This is a genomic window from Paenibacillus sinensis, from assembly GCF_019904155.1.
Lineage (GTDB): Bacteria > Bacillota > Bacilli > Paenibacillales > Paenibacillaceae > Paenibacillus_AQ > Paenibacillus_AQ sinensis.
Genome location: NZ_JAHCMB010000069.1, coordinates 24,189 through 46,685, shown reverse-complemented (window position 1 = coordinate 46,685; position 22,497 = coordinate 24,189). Strand labels below are relative to the sequence as shown.

Sequence of the window (22,497 nt, the reverse complement as noted above, 5' to 3'; positions counted from 1 at the left end):
TTTATATAAACCAAAAGTACATTTAATAACTACGTCTACTTAGTGTCTACATTTTTAATCAAAATAAAACCCAGACCCTTATCAGGTCTGGGTTTTATTTATGGAGCCGAGGGGAGTCGAACCCCTGTCCGAAGGTAACGCCACATAAGCTTCTACGAGTGTAGTTACAGTTTTGATGTCACCCGAGTATCGCCCCGTAACCGGCTATACGTTGGGTCAGCCTGATTATCTTCTTCTGCTGACCCCAGGCGGAGACCAGACAGCGTATCCCACTACTTGTTAGCCCCTATCCCTGTCACATGGGCGATGCAGGGTAGAAGCACGCTCACAGGTTATTAAGCTGCGAAAGCGTAGTTGTTTTGTTGTTTGCCGTTTAATTGGCTTTAGCGTTGATGAAGCGGACGCGTCCCCGCTACTCGCTACTCATGCTCGAACTACCCCCGTCGAATCCAAAAACGGCCCCTCATTAAAAGGGCTTCTTCGGATCAGCGCAAGCCGCCGGCAAGAGCGGTGCTATCCAAATCCCGTCGCTCATGTGCGATGTCGGGAACTGAAGCGTGTTGTCTTACATAAAAGAGTATATCACATTTTGCAGCAAAACTATATAGATCTTACAGGAAACTTAGGCGAGGATTGCCACCAGCAGCACAATCAAGAGAGGAAACAACCGGGTGATGATTGCTCCGATAAAAGCCGCTATCTGGCGATCTTCTGCTTCTCCCGAAGCGCTCGCTGGATATCACGCTGTGCGTCGCGCTTGGCGGCGGAGTCGCGTTTGTCATACTGCTTCTTCCCTCTGCCGATGCCTAGCAGCAGCTTCGCATAGCCGTTGCGGACATATACCTTGAGCGGCACGATCGTGTAGCCTTCCTGCTTGGAATGGCCTAGCAGCTTGCTGATCTGCTCCTTGTGCAGCAGCAGCTTCCGTGTGCGTGTAGGGTCGTCCGGATTGGAGCGGTTGCCCTGCTCAAACGGACTGATGTGCATGTTATGCACGAAGATCTCGCCGCCGCGAATCGTGGCGAAAGCGTCCCCGATGTTCGCGCGTCCATTGCGCAGCGATTTGATTTCTGTTCCCGTGAGGACCATGCCCGCCTCGTAGGTATCCTCGATAAAATAATCATGGGAAGCCTTTTTGTTCTGGGCGAGCACTTTCCCGTCTGCTTTTTTACCCATGACAATCACTCCTTGAATCGGTTAATCCAGCAAAAAACATCCGATCTCTATTGTATCAAAACGTCTCGACTCCGCGCAAGCGGAGTTAAAGCGTTTCAATTTGTTCAAAGGCGCATCCATTCGCGTGATAGAGATCGATCTGTAAAAAGCGCCAAGCCCGCAGCCGGACCTGGCGCTTGCTATCCGGTGAACAAGTCCAGGGCTGTCAAACCGCTTTACTTGTTCGCTTTATTTGCTGCTTTCTTTTTCTTTTTGCGCTTCTTGCCCTCGCCGTTGCCGGAAGCAGCCTCGATTGCGCCGCTGCCCGGCGTTACGGATTGGCCGATGAAGACGCCGCTCTGCGACTTCTTCTTGCGGCGACCTTTACCGCCGGACTTGCCGCCATAGTCGCCCCCGTGATCCTCACGGGTGCGGAACTTCGTGTCACCGCTGACACCGGTGTACACGTCCCCGCGCGCCCCGGGAGGCGCGCCATAGCCGCCCTTGCCCGAGCCGAAGCCGAAGTTGATGCCGCGCGTTCCGCCCGCGGCATCCCCGGCTTCGCCTCTCGGGCTGCGTGCGCCCGCGCCGCCGCGCTCGGCGGCGCCTGCGGCCGGGCTGGCGGCGAGTACGCGCCCGCCGCGCCCGCGTTTGCCGCGGCTGCCACCCGCCGCGGCTCCGCCCTTACCGGCGGCGCGTCCTTTGCCGCCGCCGGGGCCATGGGCGGCCGCTGCGCCGTGGCCGCCTCTGCGATCGCGGCTGCCTTTGCCGCCGCGACCGCCGCCGAAGCCGCCGCTGCGGTGCTCGCCCGCCGCGCGGGGCTTCATGTCGACCAGCTCGAAGTCGATCGTGTGGTCGTCCATATTCACCTTGGCGACGCGGATCTTCACTTCGTCGCCGATGCGGAACACCTTGGAGGTGCGCTCACCGATCAGCGCCATATGACCCTCGTCGAAGTGGTAATAATCGTCCGTCAGATGACTGAGACGAATCAGGCCTTCGACGGTATTTTCCAGCTCAACGAACATGCCGAAGCTCGTCACGCTGCTGATCATCGCGTCGAATTCCTCGCCCACCTTGTCCTGCATGTATTCCGCCTTCTTGAGCTGCTCCGTATCCCGTTCAGCCTCGACAGCGACCCGTTCACGCTCGGAGGACTGCTGGGCGATGTCCGGCATCCGGCTCGCCAGGTACTCCTGGCGCTTCTCGGTAAGTGCTCCACCGCCCTCCAGCACCTCGCGGATGACGCGGTGAATAACAAGGTCGGGATACCGACGGATCGGGGACGTGAAGTGGGAGTAATACTCGGCAGCAAGGCCGAAGTGGCCCGTGCTCTCTGCATCGTACTTCGCCTGCTTCATGGAGCGGAGCATCATTGTGCTGATAACCGTCTGCTCCTTCGTGCCCTGAATGTCCTCCAGCAGCTTCTGCAGCGCCCGCGGATGAACGGAGTTCCCGCGTCCCTTGACGTGATAGCCAAAATTGGCCGCGAACGCCATGAAATTCTGCAGCTTCTCGGGGTCCGGATCTTCATGGATTCGATACAGGAACGGAACCTTCAGCCAGTGGAAATGCTCCGCCACCGTCTCATTGGCCGCCAGCATGAATTCCTCGATGATCTGCTCCGCAATCGAGCGCTCTCTTTTGACAATATCAACAGCCTTGCCATTCTCGTCCACGATAATCTTGCTCTCCTGGAAGTCGAAATCCACAGCGCCCCGGTGCATCCGGGCGTCCCGCAGCTTCATCGCCAGCTCGCGCATAAGCTTGAAATCATCGATCAGAGGCGCATAGCGCTCCAGCAGCTCGGGGTCCTCGTCCATCAGGATTTTGCGCACATTAGTATACGTCATCCGCTCTTTCGTACGAATCACGCTTGTGAATACATCATGCTTCACGACCTTCATGTTCTCGTCGAACTCCATTGTGCAAGACATCGTCAGCCGGTCCACCTGAGGATTGAGCGAGCAGATGCCGTTAGACAATCGATGCGGCAGCATCGGAATAACGCGGTCCACCAGATACACGCTGCAGCCCCGGTCGTAGGCTTCCTTGTCGAGGTCGGAGTTCTCCCGTACATAATAGCTGACATCGGCGATATGCACGCCCAGCGTGAAATGTCCGTTCTCCAAACGGCCTACGTTAACGGCGTCGTCCAGGTCCTTGGCATCCTCACCGTCGATCGTCACGATATTCAGTCCCCGCAGATCGCGGCGGCCCTGCTGCACAATCTCGTCGTCCGTAATGGAATCCGGAGCGGCGTTCGCCTCGGCCATAACCTCTTCCGGAAAAGCCTCCGGCAGCTGATGCTTGCGGATTACGGATAAAATATCGACGCCCGGATCATCCTTATGTCCCAGTATTTCGATGATTTCCCCCTCAGCGGCCGCCCGGCCTTCCGGGTAGCTCACGATCCGCACGACAACCTTCTCGCCATCCACGGCTCCTTTGAACGATTCCTTCGGGATAAAAATATCCCGGTTAATCCGCTTGTCATCTGGCAGCACGAATCCGTACGTCTCCAGGCTCTGGAATACACCGACGATCTGCAGCACGCCTCTGCGTACGATTCGCACAACTTCTCCTTCCATTCTGCCGCCGGAGTGGCTTCTGGAGGTGACGCGCACCAGCACGATATCGCCGTTCATAGCGCTTTTGATATCATTCGCATGAATATATACATCGGGATGATCCCGGTCGTCGGGAATAAGGAAGGCGAAGCCCTTCGCATGGGCCTGCAGACGTCCGCGCAGAAGATCCATCCGTTCCGGCACCCCATACCGCTTCGTGCGGGTCAGCACAATGCGTCCGTCCTGCTCCAGCTCGCTTAGCAGCACATTGAAGGCCTTCAGCGGTTCCTCATCCGTGAATGCAAAATGATCAATCAGCTCTTCATACGTCATCGGTTTATAAGCGGTTTCCCGCATGAAATCCAGCAGATTCTCTTGAGTAAGCATCTCTTCACCTCGGCTAAGCCGCGGCGAAAGAGGCCGCCGGCTTGTATGTATGATGGTTGTCCTATAATACTTCATACCCTAGTATACACAAAATCAATCCCAGGCATCCCTGCGACGTCATCCCCCTGCCCGCTGCATATAGAGTTCATTTCCGTTTCTCATCCGGTTATAAGAAAAACTCTAATCGGGGCCTAGTCGAAGAAATTGCCTAGTCCTTATTAGCTGTAGTTGTTCTTGCAGAGTCAGAAGCCGTGTATCCAAAGTTTACCTGTGTGATCTTATAAAAAAGCCTCCGCTCATCTCGAAGAGCGAAGGCTTCGTGTGTTCTATAATTAATCTAATACAATCGCGACGATAATCGACATAATGAAAAATCCGGCTCCGAGTCCTACCGTAATCCGCTGAAGCACCAGATCCATGCCACGGGCTTTCGTCTTACCGAACAGATGCTCCGCACCGCCGGAGATGGCACCGGAAAGACCTGCGCTCTTGCCCTTTTGAAGCAGAACCACCGTAATCAGACCGATAGAAAAAATCAGAAGCAGCACTTTCAGAAAAATTTCCATTCCTTCCACCTCCTACGCTACAGGCTCACTATCTATGTAAAGTCAAATTATCGATCCATAAACAGCATTTTTATTGTATCACAGCATGTCTTCGATTACAAGGAAACTTCCTTTTTTGACCAACCAGAATGCATGGGAAAAAGGGTGCTCCTGCCACGGTAGGCTTGGAGCACCCTTGTAAGGTTCAGTGAACCTGATTATCTCTTCAGGTTGTAGAAGGATTTCAGACCGTTGTATTGAGCCAGTTCGCTCAGTTCGTCTTCGATGCGAAGCAACTGGTTGTACTTGGCGATACGGTCCGTACGGGAAGGAGCACCTGTCTTGATCTGACCGGCGTTGGTTGCAACGGCGATGTCAGCGATAGTGCTGTCTTCGGATTCACCGGAACGGTGGGATACAACAGCTGTGTAGCCTGCGCGCTTAGCCATTTCGATAGCGTCGAAGGTTTCAGTCAGGGTACCGATTTGGTTAACCTTGATCAGGATCGAGTTACCGATGCCTTCTTCGATACCTTTACCCAGACGCTCGGTGTTGGTTACGAACAGGTCGTCGCCAACGAGCTGGATCTTGTTGCCCAGCTTCTCGGTAAGCAGCTTCCAACCTTCCCAATCGTCTTCGGAGCAACCGTCTTCGATCGTGATGATCGGGTATTTGTCAACCCAGGAAGCCAGCAGGTCAACGAATTCAGCCGAAGTGAAGGATTTGCCTTCGCCTTCCAGATGGTATTTGCCATCTTTGTAGAACTCGGTGGAAGCTACGTCCATGCCCAGGAATACGTCAACGCCCGGTTTGTAGCCGGCTTTTTCAATTGCCTCGATGATGGAGGACAGTGCGTCTTCGTTGGAAGTGAAGTTAGGAGCGAAGCCGCCTTCGTCGCCAACAGCCGTGTTCAGGCCTTTGGCTTTCAGAACAGTCTTCAGGTTGTGGAAGATTTCAGCGCCGGTACGCAGGGCTTCTTTGAAGCTAGGAGCGCCAACAGGCAGGATCATGAATTCCTGTACGTCAACGTTGTTGTCGGCATGAGCGCCGCCGTTCACGATGTTCATCATCGGAACCGGAAGCTGCTTAGCGTTGAATCCGCCCAGGTAAGTGTACAGCGGCACATCCAGATCAACAGCGGCAGCACGGGCTACAGCCATGGATACAGCCAGGATGGCGTTAGCGCCCAGCTTGCCTTTGTTCGGCGTTCCGTCCAGGGCGATCATAGCCTTGTCGATGCCCAATTGGTCAAGAGCGTCCATGCCGATTACTTCAGGAGCGATGATTTCGTTCACGTTCTTAACGGCAGTCAGTACGCCTTTGCCCAGGTAGCGGGATTTGTCGTTGTCGCGAAGCTCAACAGCTTCGTGAGCGCCAGTAGAAGCGCCGGAAGGAACGATAGCGCGGCCTTTGGCACCGGATTCCAGGTATACGTCAACTTCTACAGTAGGGTTGCCGCGGGAGTCCAGTACCTCGCGAGCATATACATCAGAAATAATAGTCATTCGATTCATTCTCCTTTAATTTAAAATATAGGTCAGGCCAAGGAAGCCTGATGGAGCTGATCTTATTTGCGGCTGGCGATCATGGATTGGCCGGTCATTTCCACAGGCTGCGGAATTCCCATCAGATCCAGAATCGTAGGCGCAACATCCGCCAGAATACCATGCTCGCGGAGCACGACGTTCTCGTCGGTTACGATGAACGGAACCGGGTTGGTTGTATGCGCCGTGAACGGACGGCCTTCTTCGTCGAATACCATGTCGGCGTTGCCATGGTCGGCGATAATGATCGTTACGCCGCCTTTTGCCAGAACAGCATCAACTACCTTGCCTACACATTCATCCGTTACTTCAACCGCCTTGATTGTCGGCTCCAGCATGCCGGAGTGTCCGACCATATCCGGATTGGCGAAGTTCAGGATGATGGCGTCGTGCTTGTCGGCTTCGATTTCGGCTACACAAGCAGCAGCGACTTCATACGCACTCATCTCTGGCTGCAGGTCATAGGTAGCGACCTTCGGCGAAGCGATGAGGACGCGGGTCTCTCCTACCAGCTCAACGTCACGGCCGCCGCTGAAGAAGAACGTTACGTGCGGATACTTCTCAGTCTCCGCGATGCGCAATTGCTTCTTCTGATGGTGAACCAGAACTTCCCCGAGGGTGTTGTCCAGGTTCTTCGGCGGGAAGGCTACATAGCCGACAACCGTCTCGCTGTAAGTTGTCATGCAGACATAGTGCAGGCTCTGCGGGAACTCCGGTCCGCGGTCAAAGCCGGCAAAGTCAGGCATGGTGAAAGCTTGGGACAGCTGAATCGCGCGGTCCGGACGGAAGTTGATGAAGACGACGGAATCGCCACTTTCAACCTTGGCCGTCGGATTGCCGGCTGCATCCGTAATAACGGATGGTACGAGGAATTCGTCATAGACCGAGTTCTGATACGAAGCGGTTACCGCAGTCAGGCCGTCGGTGAAGGCAGGGCCTTCGCCGTACACGATTGCGCGGTAGGCTTTCTCCACGCGATCCCAGCGCTTGTCGCGGTCCATTGCGAAGTAGCGTCCCGATACCGTTGCGATCTTGCCGATTCCGATTTCTTCGATCTTCTGAATCAGATCCTGCATAAACTTCTGTCCGCTGTCCGGAGGAACGTCACGGCCGTCCATGAAGGCATGGATATACACATCTTCCAGGCCTTCCTTCTTGGCCAGCTCCAGCATGGCGAACAAATGGTTGATATGGCTGTGTACGCCGCCGTTCGACAGCAGGCCGAACAGATGCAGCTTCTTGCCGGTCGACTTGGCGCTGCGTACAGCAGATACCAGCGTCTGATTCTCGAAGAATTCACCTTCGCGGATGGACTTGTCGATCATGGTCAAATCCTGGTACACGATCCGGCCTGCGCCGATGTTCAGGTGTCCTACTTCGGAGTTGCCCATCTGTCCTTCCGGAAGTCCGACGGCTTCACCGCATGCGGTAAGCGTCGTGTTCGGATACTGCTTCAGGTAGCGGTCGTAATTCGGCTTGTTGGCTTGGGCAACGGCGTTGCCTTCCACTGTGTTCCGAAGACCGAAACCGTCCATAATAATCAGTGCTACCGGTTTTGGTGCAGACATTACTTCGCCCCCTCAACCAGCGCAATGAAGGAAGCCGGCTGCAGACTTGCGCCGCCGACGAGCGCGCCGTCGATGTCGCTTTGACCCATATATTCCGTAACATTCTCCGGCTTCACGCTGCCGCCGTACTGGATACGGATAACTTCAGCCGTAGCATCGTCATACAGATCCTTGATCAGGCTGCGGATATAGGAGATAACTTCGTTCGCATCAGCCGAAGTGGACGATTTGCCGGTGCCGATAGCCCAGATCGGCTCATACGCGATTACCGTCTGAGCTGCCTGTTCGGCAGTCAGTCCCTGGAACGCGCCTTCAGTCTGCACTTTGCATACTTCTTTCGTCTGGTCGGCTTCGCGCTCTTCGAGCTTCTCGCCTACGCACACGATCGGAGTGATGCCATGGCGGAACGCCGCGTGCATCTTCTTGTTCACGATTTCGTCCGTTTCGCCGAAATAAGCACGGCGCTCGGAGTGACCGAGAATGACATAATCTACGCCCAGATCCTTCAGCATAACGCCGCTGATTTCACCAGTGAACGCGCCGTTGTCCTCGAAATGCAGGTTTTGAGCGCCGATCTTGATGGATGTGCCTGCAGCCAGTTTGGTCAGAACCGGCAGATTGGTGAACGGCGCGCAGATTACGGTCTCCACGCCTGCCACTTCAGCCTTGCCCTTAACCTCGGCAAAGAAGCTTTCGGCTTCCGGAACAGTCTTGAACATCTTCCAGTTGCCAGCGATGATTGGTGTTCTACTCATAGCAAAGCTTGCCTCCCTCTATCCTGAAATAACCTGGGGTCACACTAAGTGGGAACAGGTTATGGAAGCCCTTAGTTTGGCTTCGCCAAACCGAGGGTCTCCTTTGATATTCCATAATCCGCTAATGCCGCGAAAGGCGGCATGAAGGATTCTTACTTGTCGTTCAGTGCCACTACGCCAGGAAGAGCCTTGCCTTCCATGAATTCAAGCGAAGCGCCGCCGCCGGTGGAGATATGGTCCATCTGGTCAGCCAGCTTGAACTTCTCAGCTGCAGCCGCGGAGTCGCCGCCGCCGATGATCGTGTAGCCTTCCGTCTTGGCACAGGCTTCGGCCACCGCTTTGGTTCCTTCAGCGAAGATATCGATTTCGAATACGCCCATCGGTCCGTTCCATACAACAAGCTTGGAGTTCGCGATGACGTCTGCGTACATTTCGCTAGTCTTCGGTCCGATATCAAGACCCAGCCAGCCTTCCGGAATTTCCGAAATATCGACGGTCTTCGTGTTGGCATCGGCGCCGAATTTATCGGCTACAACAACGTCAACCGGAAGCAGGAAGTTCTTGCCGAGCTTCTTGGCTTTCTCGATGAAGCCCAGAGCCGTATCAATCTTCTCTTCGTCCAGAAGGGACGCTCCGACTTCGTATCCTTGAGCCTTGGAGAACGTGTAAGACAGGCCCCCGCCGATCAGCACGTTGTCGGCCAGCGTCAGCAGGTTGTCGATAACGTCAATCTTGTCCTTAACCTTGGAGCCGCCGATGATCGCGGTGAAAGGACGTTCAGGGTTGGACAATGCTTTGCCCAGAACGGAGAGTTCTTTCTCCATCAGCAGACCGGATACGGCCGGCAGGAAGTGGGCGATGCCTTCAGTCGAAGCATGCGCACGGTGAGCAGCGCCGAACGCGTCGTTCACGAACAGATCGGCCAGCTCGGCGAACTGCTTCGCCAGTTCCGGATCATTCTTCTCTTCGCCCGGGTAGAAACGGACATTTTCAAGCACGAGCACGTCGCCGTCTTTCAATTCAGCAATCTTGGCCTTAACCGCTTCGCCAACGGCTTCGTCAGCCTTGGCTACCGGCTTGCCCAGCAGCTCGGAGAGGCGCACAGCCGCCGGAGTCAGACGCATGGAATCGACAAATTGGCCCTTCGGACGGCCCAGATGGCTCGCCAGAATGACCTTGGCACCGTTCTCGATCAAATACTTGATCGTCGGCAGCGTTTCACGGATACGCGTGTCGTCGGTGATTTTGCCGTCTTCGAGCGGCACGTTGAAATCGACGCGCACGAATACGCGTTTGCCTGTTACTTCTACATCACGGACACTTTTCTTGTTCATGACTTATACCTCCACACCCGGATATTGTTCCAACTAACTAATGGAATTTGGGCACCACACAGCGTTTGCACAAGAAGAAACGGCTGCGCCGAGTGGTAAGGCGGCGTCCGTTCTTCCGGTTAGACGTATGTCTCTGGTACATAAAGATGCTGCAATCATTAAGTATTTCGGAAAAGAGCGGAAACAATGGATTGCTGTTTCCGCTCTACGGATGACTCTATGAGATTTATTACTTAGCCAGCTTCGCGAAGTGTTCCAGCGTACGAACGAGCTGAGCAGTGTAGGACATTTCGTTGTCGTACCAGGAAACGGTCTTAACGAGTTGCTTGTCGCCTACAGTCAGAACCTTCGTTTGAGTAGCGTCGAACAGGGAGCCGAAAGTCAGGCCCTTGATGTCGGACGATACGATTTCGTCTTCCGTGTAGCCGTAAGTTTCAGGATCGGAAGCTTCCTTCATAGCGGCGTTGATTTCATCAGCCGTTACAGTCTTACCAAGAACAGTAACCAGCTCAGTCAGGGAACCAGTAGGAACCGGTACGCGTTGAGCGGCTCCGTCCAGCTTGCCTTTCAGGTCAGGGATAACCAGACCGATGGCTTTAGCTGCGCCAGTCGTGTTAGGAACGATGTTCTCAGCAGCTGCGCGAGCGCGTCTGAAGTCGCCCTTAGCATGCGGAGCGTCCAGCGTGTTCTGATCGCCAGTGTAAGCATGGATCGTAGTCATCAGGCCTTCAACGATGCCGAACTTGTCGTTCAGAACTTTCGCCATAGGAGCCAGGCAGTTTGTTGTGCAAGAAGCGCCGGAGATTACAGTTTCGGAACCGTCAAGAATGTCGTGGTTAACGTTGTATACGACAGTCTTCATGTCGCCGGTAGCCGGAGCGGAGATAACAACCTTCTTGGCTCCGCCTTTCAGGTGAAGCTCAGCCTTCTCCTTGGAAGTGAAGAAGCCTGTGCACTCCAGAACGATGTCAACGCCGAGGTCTCCCCAAGGAAGTTCTTCAGGGTTGCGGTTAGCCAGAACCTTAACGTCCTTGCCGTTTACTTTGAAGAAGCCGTCATGAACTTCAACGTCTCCCTGGAATTTGCCTTGCGATGTATCATATTTCAACAAATGCGCCAGCATCTTGGCATCGGTCAGGTCATTGATCGCTACGACTTCGATTCCTTCCACGTCTTGAATGCGGCGGAAAGCCAGGCGGCCAATACGTCCAAATCCGTTAATACCTACTTTTACAGTCATTGAATATTTCCTCCTAAATTTCGTTTTATTTATTCAAGACAAGCCATAGGCTCGTCAAGACAACAAGTTAAGTATAATGCATAATAAATGCTAATGCTCGCCATAATTAGGCAACTGCTCAAGAGAAGAGTTCCGTCAGCCGATTTCCCTGACGATTTCCTCGGCGGCCGCTTCATCAATAACAAGGATATTCTCCTGGCCGAACCGCAGGACGGCGTGGATGGCCTTGGCCTTCCGCTTCCCTCCGGCAATTCCGATCACGATCTCCGTTCGGACGATGTCTTCAAGCCGCAAACCCATTGTCAGCATCGAATGAACCACTTCGCCCTGTTCATTGAAATAATGGCCGAAGGATTCCGCCACCGCACCCGCCGCTCTGATCTTCTCAACCGTCTCCCGGTCAAGTTTGCGTCTGCGGGTCATCTCCAGCGCATCGCCAATTCCGTGTACAATCACACGCGACCGCCGTATAATCTGAACGATTTCGGCGATATTCGGCTCATGCGCCAGCGACTGATAGGCTTCCTCGCTGAGCAAATCCGGCACATGCAGCAGCCGGTAATGCGCGCCCAGCCGTTTGGCCATCGTCGAGGCGATCGTGTTCGCTTGAATCTCCATGCTCTCCCCAAGACCTCCGCGCGCCGGTACAACCAGCGTCTCACGGCAGGACAAATTCAAGGGCGCGCTCATCTGCTCCGCCACTTCCGACAATGTTGATCCGCCTGTAACGGCGACCGTGTCGTCAGTGCGCAGCACTCCCAATAATGCTTTCGATCCAGCTCTCCCGAGCTCTCTCTTGGTGAACGGGGAAACTTCACAGTCTCCCGGAACCACAATAACCTTCTTCAGCCCGTAGTTCGAACGGATCTTCTCTTCCAAGTCCTCAAGGCCGAACAAGCTCTTGGCCACAGGCTCCAGCATATCAAGCAGATTTCTGCCGGCATCGCTGATTCGCATGCCTATGCTCTCGATCTCAATGAGCCCCTGTGACTTCAGAAGGTCTGTCTCCGCACGCAGTACCCGTTCCGTCATATTGAGGGAAGCGGCGAGCGTTCGGCGGCCGATAATATCGGACAACAGGATCTGATGAAGAATCGTGTACCGTCTTTTGAGGGTTTCCATGAGATCAGGCAGAAGCTGCTTTTGGATTTCTAATAAATTGCGCATACTTTCACTCCTGCAACTCCGTCTTTCTCTTTTCCCCTTCTCTATGGTCTTAAAACGTCCCGGGTTAACTTTTTAAGTCCCACCACCTATTCTACCCAAATATTGCACTTAGCGCAAGGGCTCCCAAACTAGAATTCACTTGGACTTTCCTTCTTATTCAAAGCCCTTTTTTTCACAGCTCAGAAAGGGAGTTCTTGTCCATTTACGCGACAAATAAGGTTTATAAACAAGGGAGTTGCAATCACCTGGAATTTAGATTATAATAATTTCTGTTGCGCCCGTGGTCCAATGGATATGACGTAGGCCTCCGAAGCCTGAGATCCAAGTTCGATTCTTGGCGGGCGCGCCACATTACATCTTTAACCAAAACTTGATCATTCAACCAGCGTCACTAAATGTGACGCTTTTTTGTATCCCCGATTTGACTTTCCCTGACTTTTTGTTTGACTTTCTTTGACTTTTTGTTTGAATTTGTTTATCATGTGGTTAATACGGTAACAGTATAATGAAGCTGTACGAAATCCATCTGACATTTCATGAGGAGGTTTTCCACGTGAGTTACATTCCTATGGTCGTCGAACAAAGCAACCGCGGCGAGCGGGCTTATGACATCTATTCCCGCCTATTGAAGGACCGCATCATTTTCCTTGGAACCGAGGTTAATGACGTGGTAGCCAATTCCATTATCGCACAAATGCTCTTCCTGGCCGCCGAGGACCCGGAGAAAGATATCTCTTTGTACATTAACAGCCCAGGCGGTTCCATTACCGCAGGGATGGCCATTTTCGATACGATGCAGTACATCAAGCCGGACGTGTCCACCATCTGCGTCGGCATGGCCGCTTCTATGGGCGCCTTCCTGCTGACAGCAGGCGCGATCGGCAAGCGCTACGCGCTGCCTAACAGCGAAATCATGATCCACCAGCCGCTGGGCGGAGCGCAAGGACAGGCTTCCGACATCGAAATCCGTGCCCGCCGCATTCTGAAAATGCGCGACAAGCTGAACCAGATTCTGGCAGAGCGCAGCGGACAGCCGCTGGAGCGCATCGAGAAGGATACCGACCGCGACTACTTCATGAGCGCGGCCGATGCTGCAGCTTACGGTCTGGTGGACAAAGTTATTGAGAAGCCGATAGCCGTTGGCGTATAAGACAAGGATTCGCAACACCCTGCCATACACTAAACGAGAGGGCGCTTCCGCAAGCAGAATGAACTGCTGCTTGCAGAAGCGCCCTCTTTTTCGATACATCTGAATTATTAAATCAGGAACGGAGCAGCCGGCTATACCCGAGGCTCTGCAGCCGATCTGCGATCAAGCGGTAGCCTCTGCCGTTCGGGTGAAGACGGTCGATGGACAGAAGCTCCCGCTCGTGTCCCGCGAACGAATCGTAAATATCGGCGAAGGCGCACTCCCGGCCGCAGTACTGCGCCAGCTGGCGATTGAACCGCTGCACCCAATCCGAGGCGCCGGCCATCTGCGGATACGGATTGTACAGCCCGACGATTCGCACCAGCCACGGATTTGATGCCCCTTGCTTCTCCTGATAAATCCGGCTCATGACCGCTGCCAGATGCCCTTTGGATTCCTGAAGCGCCCGGTCAAATACCGCCTGGGAAGAACGGCTCTGTCCGCCCGCTTCCCGTGCGGCATGAATCAAGTCATTCCCGCCGATCGAGACCGTGATAAGATCAGCTTCGCGAATCGATTGGCGGAACAACGGATGGTAGCGAACCCGCTGCTCCAGCTCGGACGTCGTCAACCCGTTGACCCCCAAGTTCGTATATGCCACGAAAGAGCGCAGCGCCACCTCCGACATCCGCCGGTAGACAGGAACAAATCCGCTTCCCGGCAAGGCCCCGAATCCCGTCGTCAGTGAATCTCCTAACGCTGTATATTGATAAACCAAGGTTTCCCCTCCTAGCGCCCTAAGGCTCGTCACCATTCAACATATGAACGGAGTAGGCGCCGTGGAACGGGGAATGCCCATGGGTTTACAGATTATTTCAACCGGTCGAACGGACTGCTTCCGTCAGGCAGAATATCTTTGAAGCTAAATGTAAATTGCGGGAATCCTGCGGCGTAAGGCGTATAATCATACTGCTGGAAGAACAACGTCACCCGGCCCTCTTGCAGATAGAAGTATTTTTCCGTCTGAAGAGCCGTAAACCCGCCAGTGTATCCGTAGTAATCCCGACTCTTATTAAAAGCCTCGCTCACCTTGTTGTTCAGCACTTTCTTGTAATTCGGATTGGCTCCGAACAGGTCGCCGAGAAGCAGGCGCTTGCCGTCCTTCAGAGAGAAGGTGAACCCTTGCCGATAAGTCCCGCCATGGGCGCCTCCCAGGTATTCATACTGGTCCATCACCAGACTCAGCACGCCGTTCTCGTTGTAAGTGACAACGTAATCAGACTCAAAATCATAGGGCCGGATATCCTCATCTCTCTCTTTCAGTGAACTATTAATGGAGTTGGAGAACGTCTGGAAGGTCTGTTTCAGCGTGTTGTTGATGGCCTTCTGAGCTTCCGCATTGGCCAATCCCGCAATCTGCGGATATTTCAGGTTGATCGTATATCCTTCGGTTGTTTTAGCATAAGTCTCTGTTGTAACAGTGAGAGCATTCAGCTTGCGGCTTGTAATATTCAGTCTGCTCTCCGACTTGCTGAAATCGCCCTTGTATCCAAGATAATCGTTCAGCACACCGAACGGCACGTAGAGATGGCCGCCGTAGTTCAGACCGTCATATTCCGACAAATAGTGGCCGTTCACTGCAAGAAAGACCCCGTATTCGTTAACGCTCAGCTTGAGCGGGTTCGTTCCTTTGCCGATTGTATACGAACTATCCGCTTTATCATATGTCAGAGGCATGCCGAGGGTTTTGTTCAAAAAGGATACCGGAATCCATACCTTCCCGTTCTGGTAGATCCCCTGCTGGGCGCTAATCTTGCCATTGACTTTCAGGACGATGGACGTTTGACCGGTCTTGGACGCGGCCGAAGCGGCCCAGCTATGATTAGCCGGAAAAATGGTTCCTCCCGCCAGCAGACCAGCCGACAGCAAGCCGACTCCCAGGATGCGCGTAATTCGATTGTTCAGATTCATAACTGATGTTCCTTTCTTCATGTGAGAGTATGTCGGGAATAACACCGCTCTTCCATTATATAGACAAGAAGGCATACCAAGGGTTACATCTCTGCTTACAGTTCTTTCATCGTTGCTCCCCATATGGTGGATGCATATGACAATTTGTTAAACAAAAGAAGCAGCGCTCAACCGCCCTGAAATCCTTTTTACGTAAAAAAGGCCTCTACCACCTCCAGACGGATGCGGTAAAAGCCTCGCTATACCCAAAGCTTAGTTCAATTGATAGATGACGCTGAGCTGAGTCGTGATCTTCACTTCTCCTGCCTGAACCTCCGTGCTGCCGGCGCTGTCGGCGGAACCCTTCATCAGACTTTCGCTCTGGGCGAATACGACTGGCGATGCGCCATTGTCGATCTGGCTCACTGATAGAACCTGGCCGAGACTGCGCTTGGCGGCTTTGGAAATGGCGCCTGCTTTGACGTCGGCGTTCGCCATCGCCTTCTCAATAACCTGCGCTTCGAAGGCGGAAGTATCCTCAACAGCGAAGCGGGCGCTGCCAAGGTTGTTCGCACCGGCCGCGGAAGCCGCGTCAAGCAGTGAGCCTACCTTGTCCAGATCCCGGTAAGTCACCTGGAGGACATGATGCGCGTTGTATCCTTTCACCTGCTGGCCTTCTTTATCATTATAAGTATAATTCGGCTGCACATAGAATTCGGCGGTCTGAATGTCCTTGTCGCTGATTCCCCAGGTATTCTTCAACAGCGCCGTCACCTTCGAGATCTTGGCGGCATTGCTCTTCTGGGCTTCCTGGGCGGTAGACGCCGAGCTGTCCGCTCCGATCGACAGATAGACGACATCCGGCTTCATGGAGAGCTCTCCCTTGCCAATGACGCTTACCACATTCTTCTGCACTTCTTCCGCGTACGCCTTCTGCGGCTTGTCAACAAGTCCGCCCGCTACTGCTCCCCCCGCCAATACACTGCCTGCGATGAATACGGCTGCTGCCGGCTTGATCCACTTCTTCATAGATTGCCATCCTCCCTTGTCGTTCGCATGTTTTGCGATTGTACCTTCTAGACGGACAGGATTGGCAAAAGTTGCACGTCTTTATTCATCGTCGCAAGGATAAACCGCCTTACGGCGTCCTTATACGCCATGCGTTTACCGATAAGCAGAAAGCTGTGATAAGCGCGCAGCTTATTCATTCTTATATTTTTAAGCAAAAAAAAGCCCTTTCAGGGCTTTTCTTCAATAATGCGGCCGGTTGGGCGATACCTGCGTATCGCCGGCCTTCCTGTTCAATTGCCAAGACAGCGGGACACCGCTGCCGGACATCCTATTGCAAAGAGGGTTCAGACTGCGATGATTACTGATTCTCCAGCTCTTCCTTGCTGACAAGTCCTGTCAGGGCGGTTACAGCTTGATCGGCGTCCGCGCCTTCCGCGCTGATGAAGATTTCCGTACCGGAGCTGATCGCGAGGCTCATAATCCCCATGATGCTCTTGGCATTCACTTTTTTATCTTCTTTCTCAACGAAAATCTCGGACGAGAACTTGTTGGCTTCCTGGACGAACAATGCTGCCGGCCGGGCATGAAGCCCCGTCTTCAACCGGACGACTACCGGGTGCTTTGTCATGAAACGCTTACCCCCTAATTAAGATATGCCCCAAAAATTTCACAATAATTTTATCATATTATATCATTATAACCGAATCCACACTACAAAAAAATATCATTCCCCTACCCGGAGCTTCTCAGCCAGCTCATCAATCTTGCGAAGCCGGTGATTCACGCCCGACTTGCTGACGGTGCCTTTGAGCATTTCCCCGACTTCCTTCAAATTGATATCCGGGTGTGCGAGACGAACCTCCGCGACCTCCCGCAGCTTATCGGGAAGCTTCTCGAGGCCGATCTCCTTCTCCAGGAACTTGATGTTCTCGATCTGCCGTACCGCCGCGCTGATGGTCTTGTTCAGATTGGCGGTTTCACAGTTCACAATCCGGTTGACGGAATTGCGCATATCGCGCATGATTCGCACGTCCTCGAATTTGAACAGGGCCTGATGCGCGCCGATCAGGTTCAGGAATTCGATGATCTTCTCGCCTTCCTTGATATACAGAATGAAGCCCTTCTTGCGCTCGATGCAGCGGGCATTGAGATGAAAATCATCGGCCAGCTTAACGAGCGCCTTGCAGTGCTCCTCGTACATCGAGGCGATCTCCAGGTGATACGACGAGCCCTCGGGGTTATTGACCGAGCCGCCCGCCATGAAGGCGCCGCGCAGATAGGCGCGCTTGCAGCAGTTCTTGTGAACAATGCTCTCGTCGATGCCGTCGTTAAACACAAAGCCCTGTGAGACGATCTTGAGATCGTTCAGAATCTCCTCCACCCGGCCGGGGATGCGGACGATATAGACGTTATTTTTCTTCAAACGCATTTTTTTACGCACGAGAAGCTCGGTATGCACCTGGTAATATTTTTTAAGCAAGGAATAAATCCGCCTTGCGATCGCGGCATTCTCCGTTGAGATATCGAGGACGATCCGTTTGCTCGAGAGCTGCACCGATCCGTTCATCCGGATCAGAGCCGACATCTCCGCCTTGTCGCAGCAAGGGCCGTTCTCGATCATCGTCAGTTCTTTTTTAGTCAGTGCCGCAAAAGACAAGGTCCTCACCTCTTTCGTGTTATCCAGTCCTGAACCAGCTGGTAAATATGCTGACTCAGCTTCTCCGTATCATGCCGGAGATAAGTGCGGAACAGGACAAGCCGATCGGCGATCAGCTTGTAGCGCGGATCTTCGATCGCCTCCCGGTCGAGCTCGACAGGGCTTGCCCCCTTCTCCGCATATTTCTGCTGCACCTCGGGCGGTATTTCGCCATTGTTGACAATGACGTAATCGAACAGATGCAGCCCGATGTGATCGTATACGGCCTGCAGATGGTCGCTGACCGTATAATGGTCGGTTTCGCCCGGCTGTGTCATCACATTGCAGATGAACATCTTGATCGCATCCGAGGCGACGACCGCCTCGGCCAGCTTCGGCACCAGCAGATTCGGCAGAATGCTGGTGTACAGGCTTCCCGGGCCGAGCAGGATGGCATCAGCCGCGCGGATCGCCTCAAGCGCTTCCGGCAGCGGCTCAACATCCGGCGGTTCGAGAAAGACGCGCCGGATCTTGCCTCCGGCCTCGGGGATCTTCGACTCCCCGGTAACGATGCTGCCGTCCTCCATCTCGGCGCTCAGCACCACCGCTTCGCCCGCTGCGGGCAGAACCCGTCCTCTTACGGCGAAGAGGCGGTTGATCTCGCGGACGGCGGTTACAAAATCGCCCGAAATATCGGTAAGCGCAGCCAGAATCAGATTGCCGAGACTGTGCCCGGCAAGCCCTTCCCCGCTGCTGAAGCGATACCTCATAATTTCGGCCATCAAAGGCTCGACATCCGCCATCGCCGTCAGGACGTTGCGGATATCGCCAGGCGGCGGCATCTGCAGCTCGTTGCGCAGTATGCCGGAGCTTCCCCCGTCATCTGCCACCGTTACGATGGCGGTAATATCAAGCGGCTTCTCTTTGAGGCCGCGGAGCATCACGGACAGGCCCGTGCCGCCGCCCATAACGACGACTTTCGGGCGCTGTCCCGTTTGTTCAGCCACGTTGATCCCTTCTCTCCTAATGCCGGTCGCGTTCGGCATCCCTGTGGCTGACTGATACCGATTCCGTCTCGCTGACCCCGAGCATCTTGCCCAGATATTCCGCTATGGCTACCGAACGATGCTTGCCGCCCGTACAGCCGATCCCGATAATAATCTGAGATTTGCCCTCCTTGTGATACTGGGGAATCAGAAAATGCAGCATATCGAGCAGCTTGGTCAGGAATGCCTGCGTTTCGGGCCACTTCATTACATAATCGTATACATCGCTGTCCTGGCCCGTATGGGGCCGAAGATGGTCCACATAATGCGGGTTAGGCAAAAAACGTACGTCAAACACAAGGTCTGCGTCGATAGGAATGCCGTATTTAAAGCCGAAGGAGGTGATATTGACGGAAAGCGTGCTTTTGCCGAGATGGGAAAAGCGGGATACGATCTTCTCTTTAAGCTGCGCCGGCTTCATACTGCTCGTGTCAATGACAAGCGTCGCCGAATCCTTCAGCTCCTCCAGCATCTTCCGCTCCATCCGGATACCGTCCAGCGGCATGCCTTTGGGAGCCAGCGGATGACGCCGTCTGCTCTCCTTGTAGCGCTGCACCAGTACGGAATCGGTCGCATCGAGGAACAAAATTTCGCAGCCGATGGTAAATTGGTCTTTCATGAAATTCAGCGATTCCGACAGAGCGGTGAAGAACTCACGGCCTCGAAGGTCAATTACGAGCGCGACCTTGGCGATCTTGCCCTTGGACTGCTCGATGAGCTCCGCGAACTTCGGAATAAGCACGGGCGGAAGATTGTCGACGCAGAAGAATCCGAGATCCTCCAGACTCTGCACAGCGATGGTCTTCCCCGCCCCCGACATACCGGTGATGATAATAAGGGTGGCCGCAGCCGACGGGACGACTTCTTCTTCAGTCATCAGGCTTCCCTCCCCACGTTAGTATATGAATGAATGATATCGCTTAAGAACGCAGCAGAAGACCAGCCGCGCCCACAATTCCGGCGTCGTTGCCGAGCTGGGCGGCTACAATCTTAACGTCTTTCTGAAGCGGCTCGGGAGTGAACTGCGCATATACACGGCGGATCTCCTCGAACAGGAACTCGCCAGCTTTGGATACGCCTCCACCGACGATGAACACTTCAGGATTCAGCACGGCCGCAACGGCAGCCATTGACTTCCCGATGTAGTAAGCAGCACGGTTCACGATGCGGATCGCAACCTCGTCGCCAGCTTTGGCGGCATCGAACACTTCCTTGGCCGCAATCTTTTCCACTCCGGCCAGCGAAGTCCGGTCTCCCCTGGCCACCGCATCATTAGCCATACGGATAATGCCAGTTGCGGAAGATACGGTCTCCAGGCAGCCCATTTTGCCGCAGCCGCACTGGATGGCTTCCAGATCGGGAACGACGGAGATATGGCCAAGCTCTCCGGCCAGGCCGGAGAATCCCTGATAAATCTTGCCATTGATGATGATGCCGCCGCCGACGCCGGTTCCGAGCGTATAGCACACGCAGTTCTCAATGCCTCTTCCCGCTCCGCTCCATGCTTCACCAAGCGCCGCCACGTTGGCGTCATTGTCTATTTTGACCGGCTTGTTCAAGCGATCCTCCAGAATGGCACGGATCGGCACGTCCCGAAAACCTATGTTAGGCGCAAGAACGATAATGCCTTCGCGAATATTCGTGAAACCGGCTACTCCCGCCCCAACACCGACAAGCTGATCCCATTCGTACGGGGATTCATCGACAATTTGACGTACGTATTTCGCGATGTTGTCAATGACGGTATCAACACCGTCCGAGGTTCCCGTCGGCCCCTCAAAAGTATGCAGTAAATGGCCCTCGCTGTTGCAGATGCCCACCTTGATCGCGGTTCCGCCCAAATCCACGCCTACATAGATATTTTCCGACATGTAAACAAGCCACCTTTTTCTTTAGCAAAATAGTAAATCCCACGTTAATCACTATAATAGAAGCCCTTCCCGCGGTCAAGGAAAGGCGGCACACCCGGGTCCGATGTGCCGCCATATAGCCAAATATTCGGATATTAGAAAGATTCGGACCGGTCCGGCACACGCTTTCGGCTGCCAGAGCCCCGCAGCCGCGCGATATCCTGGCTGAATTGCAGCGCTCCCGCATACTGTCCCGAATCATCGCGGACGGCGGCATAACGGATATGAACGAACCGGTCGGACGTGTGAATCCAGAAATCGCCGCTGTCCTTGAGGCCGGACTGGAACTCTTTCAGCAGCTTTCGCACGGCCATATCGTCAGCACCCTTCCGATTGTCCGTGAGCAGATTTTCCTGTCCAGCCCCGCCGGAGACATATTCGTATTTCCCAAGCCCGCTAGTCAATACAATGCTGCCATCCGGGTCAATGAACGTCAGTCCCCCGGGCAGATGCTTCAGGATCAGTTCCAGCCGCTCGGCCGGCAGTCTTGCGCCGGTGCCGTCTTCCCGCTGCGTGGCAGTGGAAGGCATCTCCTCCGCAGCCTCACAGGAGAGGTCTTCCTTGATATCCGGCTCCCACACCCCTTCCGGCTCCGACAGGCAGTAGCCGATGGCTCCGCTGTCTTCAGCCATGACGGCCCAGTCCTTCTCCGTCAGCTTCTCCAACGCGGCGGGGAGCAGAACCTGCTCTTCTTCCCGGATCATATCATTGATTTCGCGTATAAGACGGTAAATCGCCTTCGCCGTCTCCGCCGGGTTGCCCCGGTAAGGCATGAGCATCGCTCTCACTTCCTTGATCAGGCCGCGGATATGATCGTCAACGCCCCACATGACGCTGGATTTCCCGTAAGCTTGATGCTTCCGTATATAAGGAAAGAGCAGACTTTCCTTGCGGCTGTAATGTCTGTCGATCTCCGACACAAGGGACAGATCGTCCAGCAGTTTCTGGACATTGGCGGCGGAGTCCTGCTTCAGGAATTTACCGGCATGCAGCTTCAGCTTGAAATTGACAAGACGCTCGATGTCCCGGTTCTCCCTTTTGAAGGTATGCACCGGATGTCCCGGCGTCTCTTCCGGACCGGAGAATCGGTGAATTTCCTGCACCGTCCCCTGAAATACGGCCTCGTGCACAGCGCACAGACGCCCGATATCCTGAGCGGGCACGCCTTCTTCGGCGATCAGCTCATTTTCCATCGCTGAGATTTCGGATACATGCATCCCCCTCACCGCCTGCTCAAAGCGTTGCTGTACGTCCGCCGCCGATTTACCGGCCCGCAGCTCGTCAACCACTTCTTTCAGCAGCTTCCGGCGGGTCTCCCTCGGCGCTCCCGCTTCGACTCCGTTTAAATACCGATACATCCCCTTCTCCCCCTTAACCCCGATTTGACTTCCGTCCTCTGCCGGAACGCTTGCAAGTAAGCCTAATGATCCAACACGCAATTGAGAATAATTCTCATTGTATCATGCCGGGATAAGATTTCTTATGAGAAGAGTCACAGGAAAGGGGGCTCGCCACAGCAAGCGGAAGATCACAATCCAGGCAGGCTGCCG

At 54.2% G+C, this 22,497-nt stretch carries 19 protein-coding genes, 1 tRNA gene and 1 other RNA gene; 2 read left to right on the top strand and 19 right to left on the bottom strand.

The genetic code is table 11. The features are described 5' to 3' along the window. Positions 1 to 98 precede the first annotated feature (98 nt). The 10 genes from ssrA to KIH86_RS09045 all read right to left on the bottom strand — a co-directional run bounded on the left by ssrA (position 99) and on the right by KIH86_RS09045 (position 12,265). Positions 99 to 463: a transfer-messenger RNA gene (ssrA, locus tag KIH86_RS09090) on the bottom strand. A 233-nt stretch (positions 464 to 696) separates the two neighbouring features. After that, positions 697 to 1,176 carry an SsrA-binding protein SmpB gene (gene smpB, locus KIH86_RS09085; protein WP_038693006.1) on the bottom strand — a complete coding sequence of 160 codons (480 nt, stop codon included), beginning with the start codon at positions 1,174 to 1,176 and terminating at the stop codon, positions 697 to 699. Positions 1,177 to 1,391: 215 nt separating this feature from the next. Next, positions 1,392 to 4,112, bottom strand: coding sequence for a ribonuclease R (gene rnr, locus KIH86_RS09080; RefSeq protein ID WP_223083345.1), 2,721 nt, complete (start codon positions 4,110 to 4,112; stop codon positions 1,392 to 1,394). Between the two features lie 332 nt (positions 4,113 to 4,444). Beyond that, on the bottom strand, positions 4,445 to 4,678 hold the full coding sequence (secG, locus tag KIH86_RS09075) for a preprotein translocase subunit SecG (RefSeq protein ID WP_223083346.1): 234 nt from the start codon (positions 4,676 to 4,678) through the stop codon (positions 4,445 to 4,447). Between the two features lie 197 nt (positions 4,679 to 4,875). Beyond that, a complete protein-coding gene (gene eno / locus KIH86_RS09070; RefSeq protein ID WP_223083347.1) occupies positions 4,876 to 6,162 on the bottom strand; it encodes a phosphopyruvate hydratase in 1,287 nt (428 codons plus the stop codon). Between the two features lie 62 nt (positions 6,163 to 6,224). After that, positions 6,225 to 7,769 (bottom strand): 2,3-bisphosphoglycerate-independent phosphoglycerate mutase, encoded by a 1,545-nt coding sequence (gene gpmI / locus KIH86_RS09065; protein WP_223083348.1) that lies wholly within the window; start codon positions 7,767 to 7,769, stop codon positions 6,225 to 6,227. Further along, positions 7,769 to 8,524 carry a triose-phosphate isomerase gene (gene tpiA, locus KIH86_RS09060; protein ID WP_223083349.1) on the bottom strand — a complete coding sequence of 252 codons (756 nt, stop codon included), beginning with the start codon at positions 8,522 to 8,524 and terminating at the stop codon, positions 7,769 to 7,771. Before tpiA ends, gpmI begins: the two co-directional genes overlap by 1 nt. A gap of 152 nt (positions 8,525 to 8,676) precedes the next feature. Then, complete coding sequence (locus KIH86_RS09055) at positions 8,677 to 9,858, bottom strand: phosphoglycerate kinase (RefSeq protein ID WP_223083350.1); 1,182 nt, start codon at positions 9,856 to 9,858, stop codon at positions 8,677 to 8,679. Between the two features lie 229 nt (positions 9,859 to 10,087). Beyond that, entirely contained in the window at positions 10,088 to 11,098 is a 1,011-nt protein-coding gene (gap, locus tag KIH86_RS09050; protein ID WP_223083351.1) for a type I glyceraldehyde-3-phosphate dehydrogenase, read from the bottom strand. A gap of 135 nt (positions 11,099 to 11,233) precedes the next feature. Next, positions 11,234 to 12,265: a sugar-binding transcriptional regulator gene (locus tag KIH86_RS09045; RefSeq protein WP_223083352.1), complete on the bottom strand. Its 1,032-nt coding sequence runs from the start codon at positions 12,263 to 12,265 to the stop codon at positions 11,234 to 11,236. 274 nt (positions 12,266 to 12,539) lie between these two features. Here KIH86_RS09045 and KIH86_RS09040 point away from each other — a divergent pair. Further along, a tRNA-Arg gene (locus tag KIH86_RS09040) sits at positions 12,540 to 12,614 on the top strand. 204 nt (positions 12,615 to 12,818) lie between these two features. Then, positions 12,819 to 13,415, top strand: a complete 597-nt coding sequence (gene clpP, locus KIH86_RS09035) for an ATP-dependent Clp endopeptidase proteolytic subunit ClpP (protein ID WP_038692997.1) — start codon at positions 12,819 to 12,821, stop codon at positions 13,413 to 13,415. 112 nt (positions 13,416 to 13,527) lie between these two features. Here clpP and KIH86_RS09030 read toward each other — a convergent pair whose 3' ends face one another. From KIH86_RS09030 to KIH86_RS08990, 9 genes are all read right to left on the bottom strand, one after another. Beyond that, positions 13,528 to 14,172: a GDSL-type esterase/lipase family protein gene (locus KIH86_RS09030; RefSeq protein WP_235775326.1), complete on the bottom strand. Its 645-nt coding sequence runs from the start codon at positions 14,170 to 14,172 to the stop codon at positions 13,528 to 13,530. Positions 14,173 to 14,264: 92 nt separating this feature from the next. Next, positions 14,265 to 15,365: a DUF3298 and DUF4163 domain-containing protein gene (locus tag KIH86_RS09025; RefSeq protein WP_223083354.1), complete on the bottom strand. Its 1,101-nt coding sequence runs from the start codon at positions 15,363 to 15,365 to the stop codon at positions 14,265 to 14,267. A 252-nt stretch (positions 15,366 to 15,617) separates the two neighbouring features. Then, positions 15,618 to 16,373: an SIMPL domain-containing protein gene (locus KIH86_RS09020; protein ID WP_223083355.1), complete on the bottom strand. Its 756-nt coding sequence runs from the start codon at positions 16,371 to 16,373 to the stop codon at positions 15,618 to 15,620. A gap of 340 nt (positions 16,374 to 16,713) precedes the next feature. Then, positions 16,714 to 16,983 carry an HPr family phosphocarrier protein gene (locus KIH86_RS09015; RefSeq protein ID WP_223083356.1) on the bottom strand — a complete coding sequence of 90 codons (270 nt, stop codon included), beginning with the start codon at positions 16,981 to 16,983 and terminating at the stop codon, positions 16,714 to 16,716. 96 nt (positions 16,984 to 17,079) lie between these two features. Further along, positions 17,080 to 18,012, bottom strand: a complete 933-nt coding sequence (whiA, locus tag KIH86_RS09010) for a DNA-binding protein WhiA (protein ID WP_223083357.1) — start codon at positions 18,010 to 18,012, stop codon at positions 17,080 to 17,082. Positions 18,013 to 18,017: 5 nt separating this feature from the next. Continuing rightward, positions 18,018 to 19,037: a gluconeogenesis factor YvcK family protein gene (locus KIH86_RS09005; protein ID WP_223083358.1), complete on the bottom strand. Its 1,020-nt coding sequence runs from the start codon at positions 19,035 to 19,037 to the stop codon at positions 18,018 to 18,020. After that, positions 19,015 to 19,914: an RNase adapter RapZ gene (gene rapZ, locus KIH86_RS09000; RefSeq protein WP_223083359.1), complete on the bottom strand. Its 900-nt coding sequence runs from the start codon at positions 19,912 to 19,914 to the stop codon at positions 19,015 to 19,017. The genes KIH86_RS09005 and rapZ overlap by 23 nt, the downstream gene beginning before the upstream one ends. A 43-nt stretch (positions 19,915 to 19,957) precedes the next feature. Further along, the gene (locus tag KIH86_RS08995; protein ID WP_223083360.1) at positions 19,958 to 20,908 is read right to left on the bottom strand and encodes an ROK family glucokinase; all 951 of its coding nucleotides are present in this window, start codon (positions 20,906 to 20,908) and stop codon (positions 19,958 to 19,960) included. A gap of 134 nt (positions 20,909 to 21,042) precedes the next feature. Continuing rightward, on the bottom strand, positions 21,043 to 22,305 hold the full coding sequence (locus KIH86_RS08990) for a DUF438 domain-containing protein (protein WP_223083361.1): 1,263 nt from the start codon (positions 22,303 to 22,305) through the stop codon (positions 21,043 to 21,045). Positions 22,306 to 22,497 lie beyond the last annotated feature (192 nt).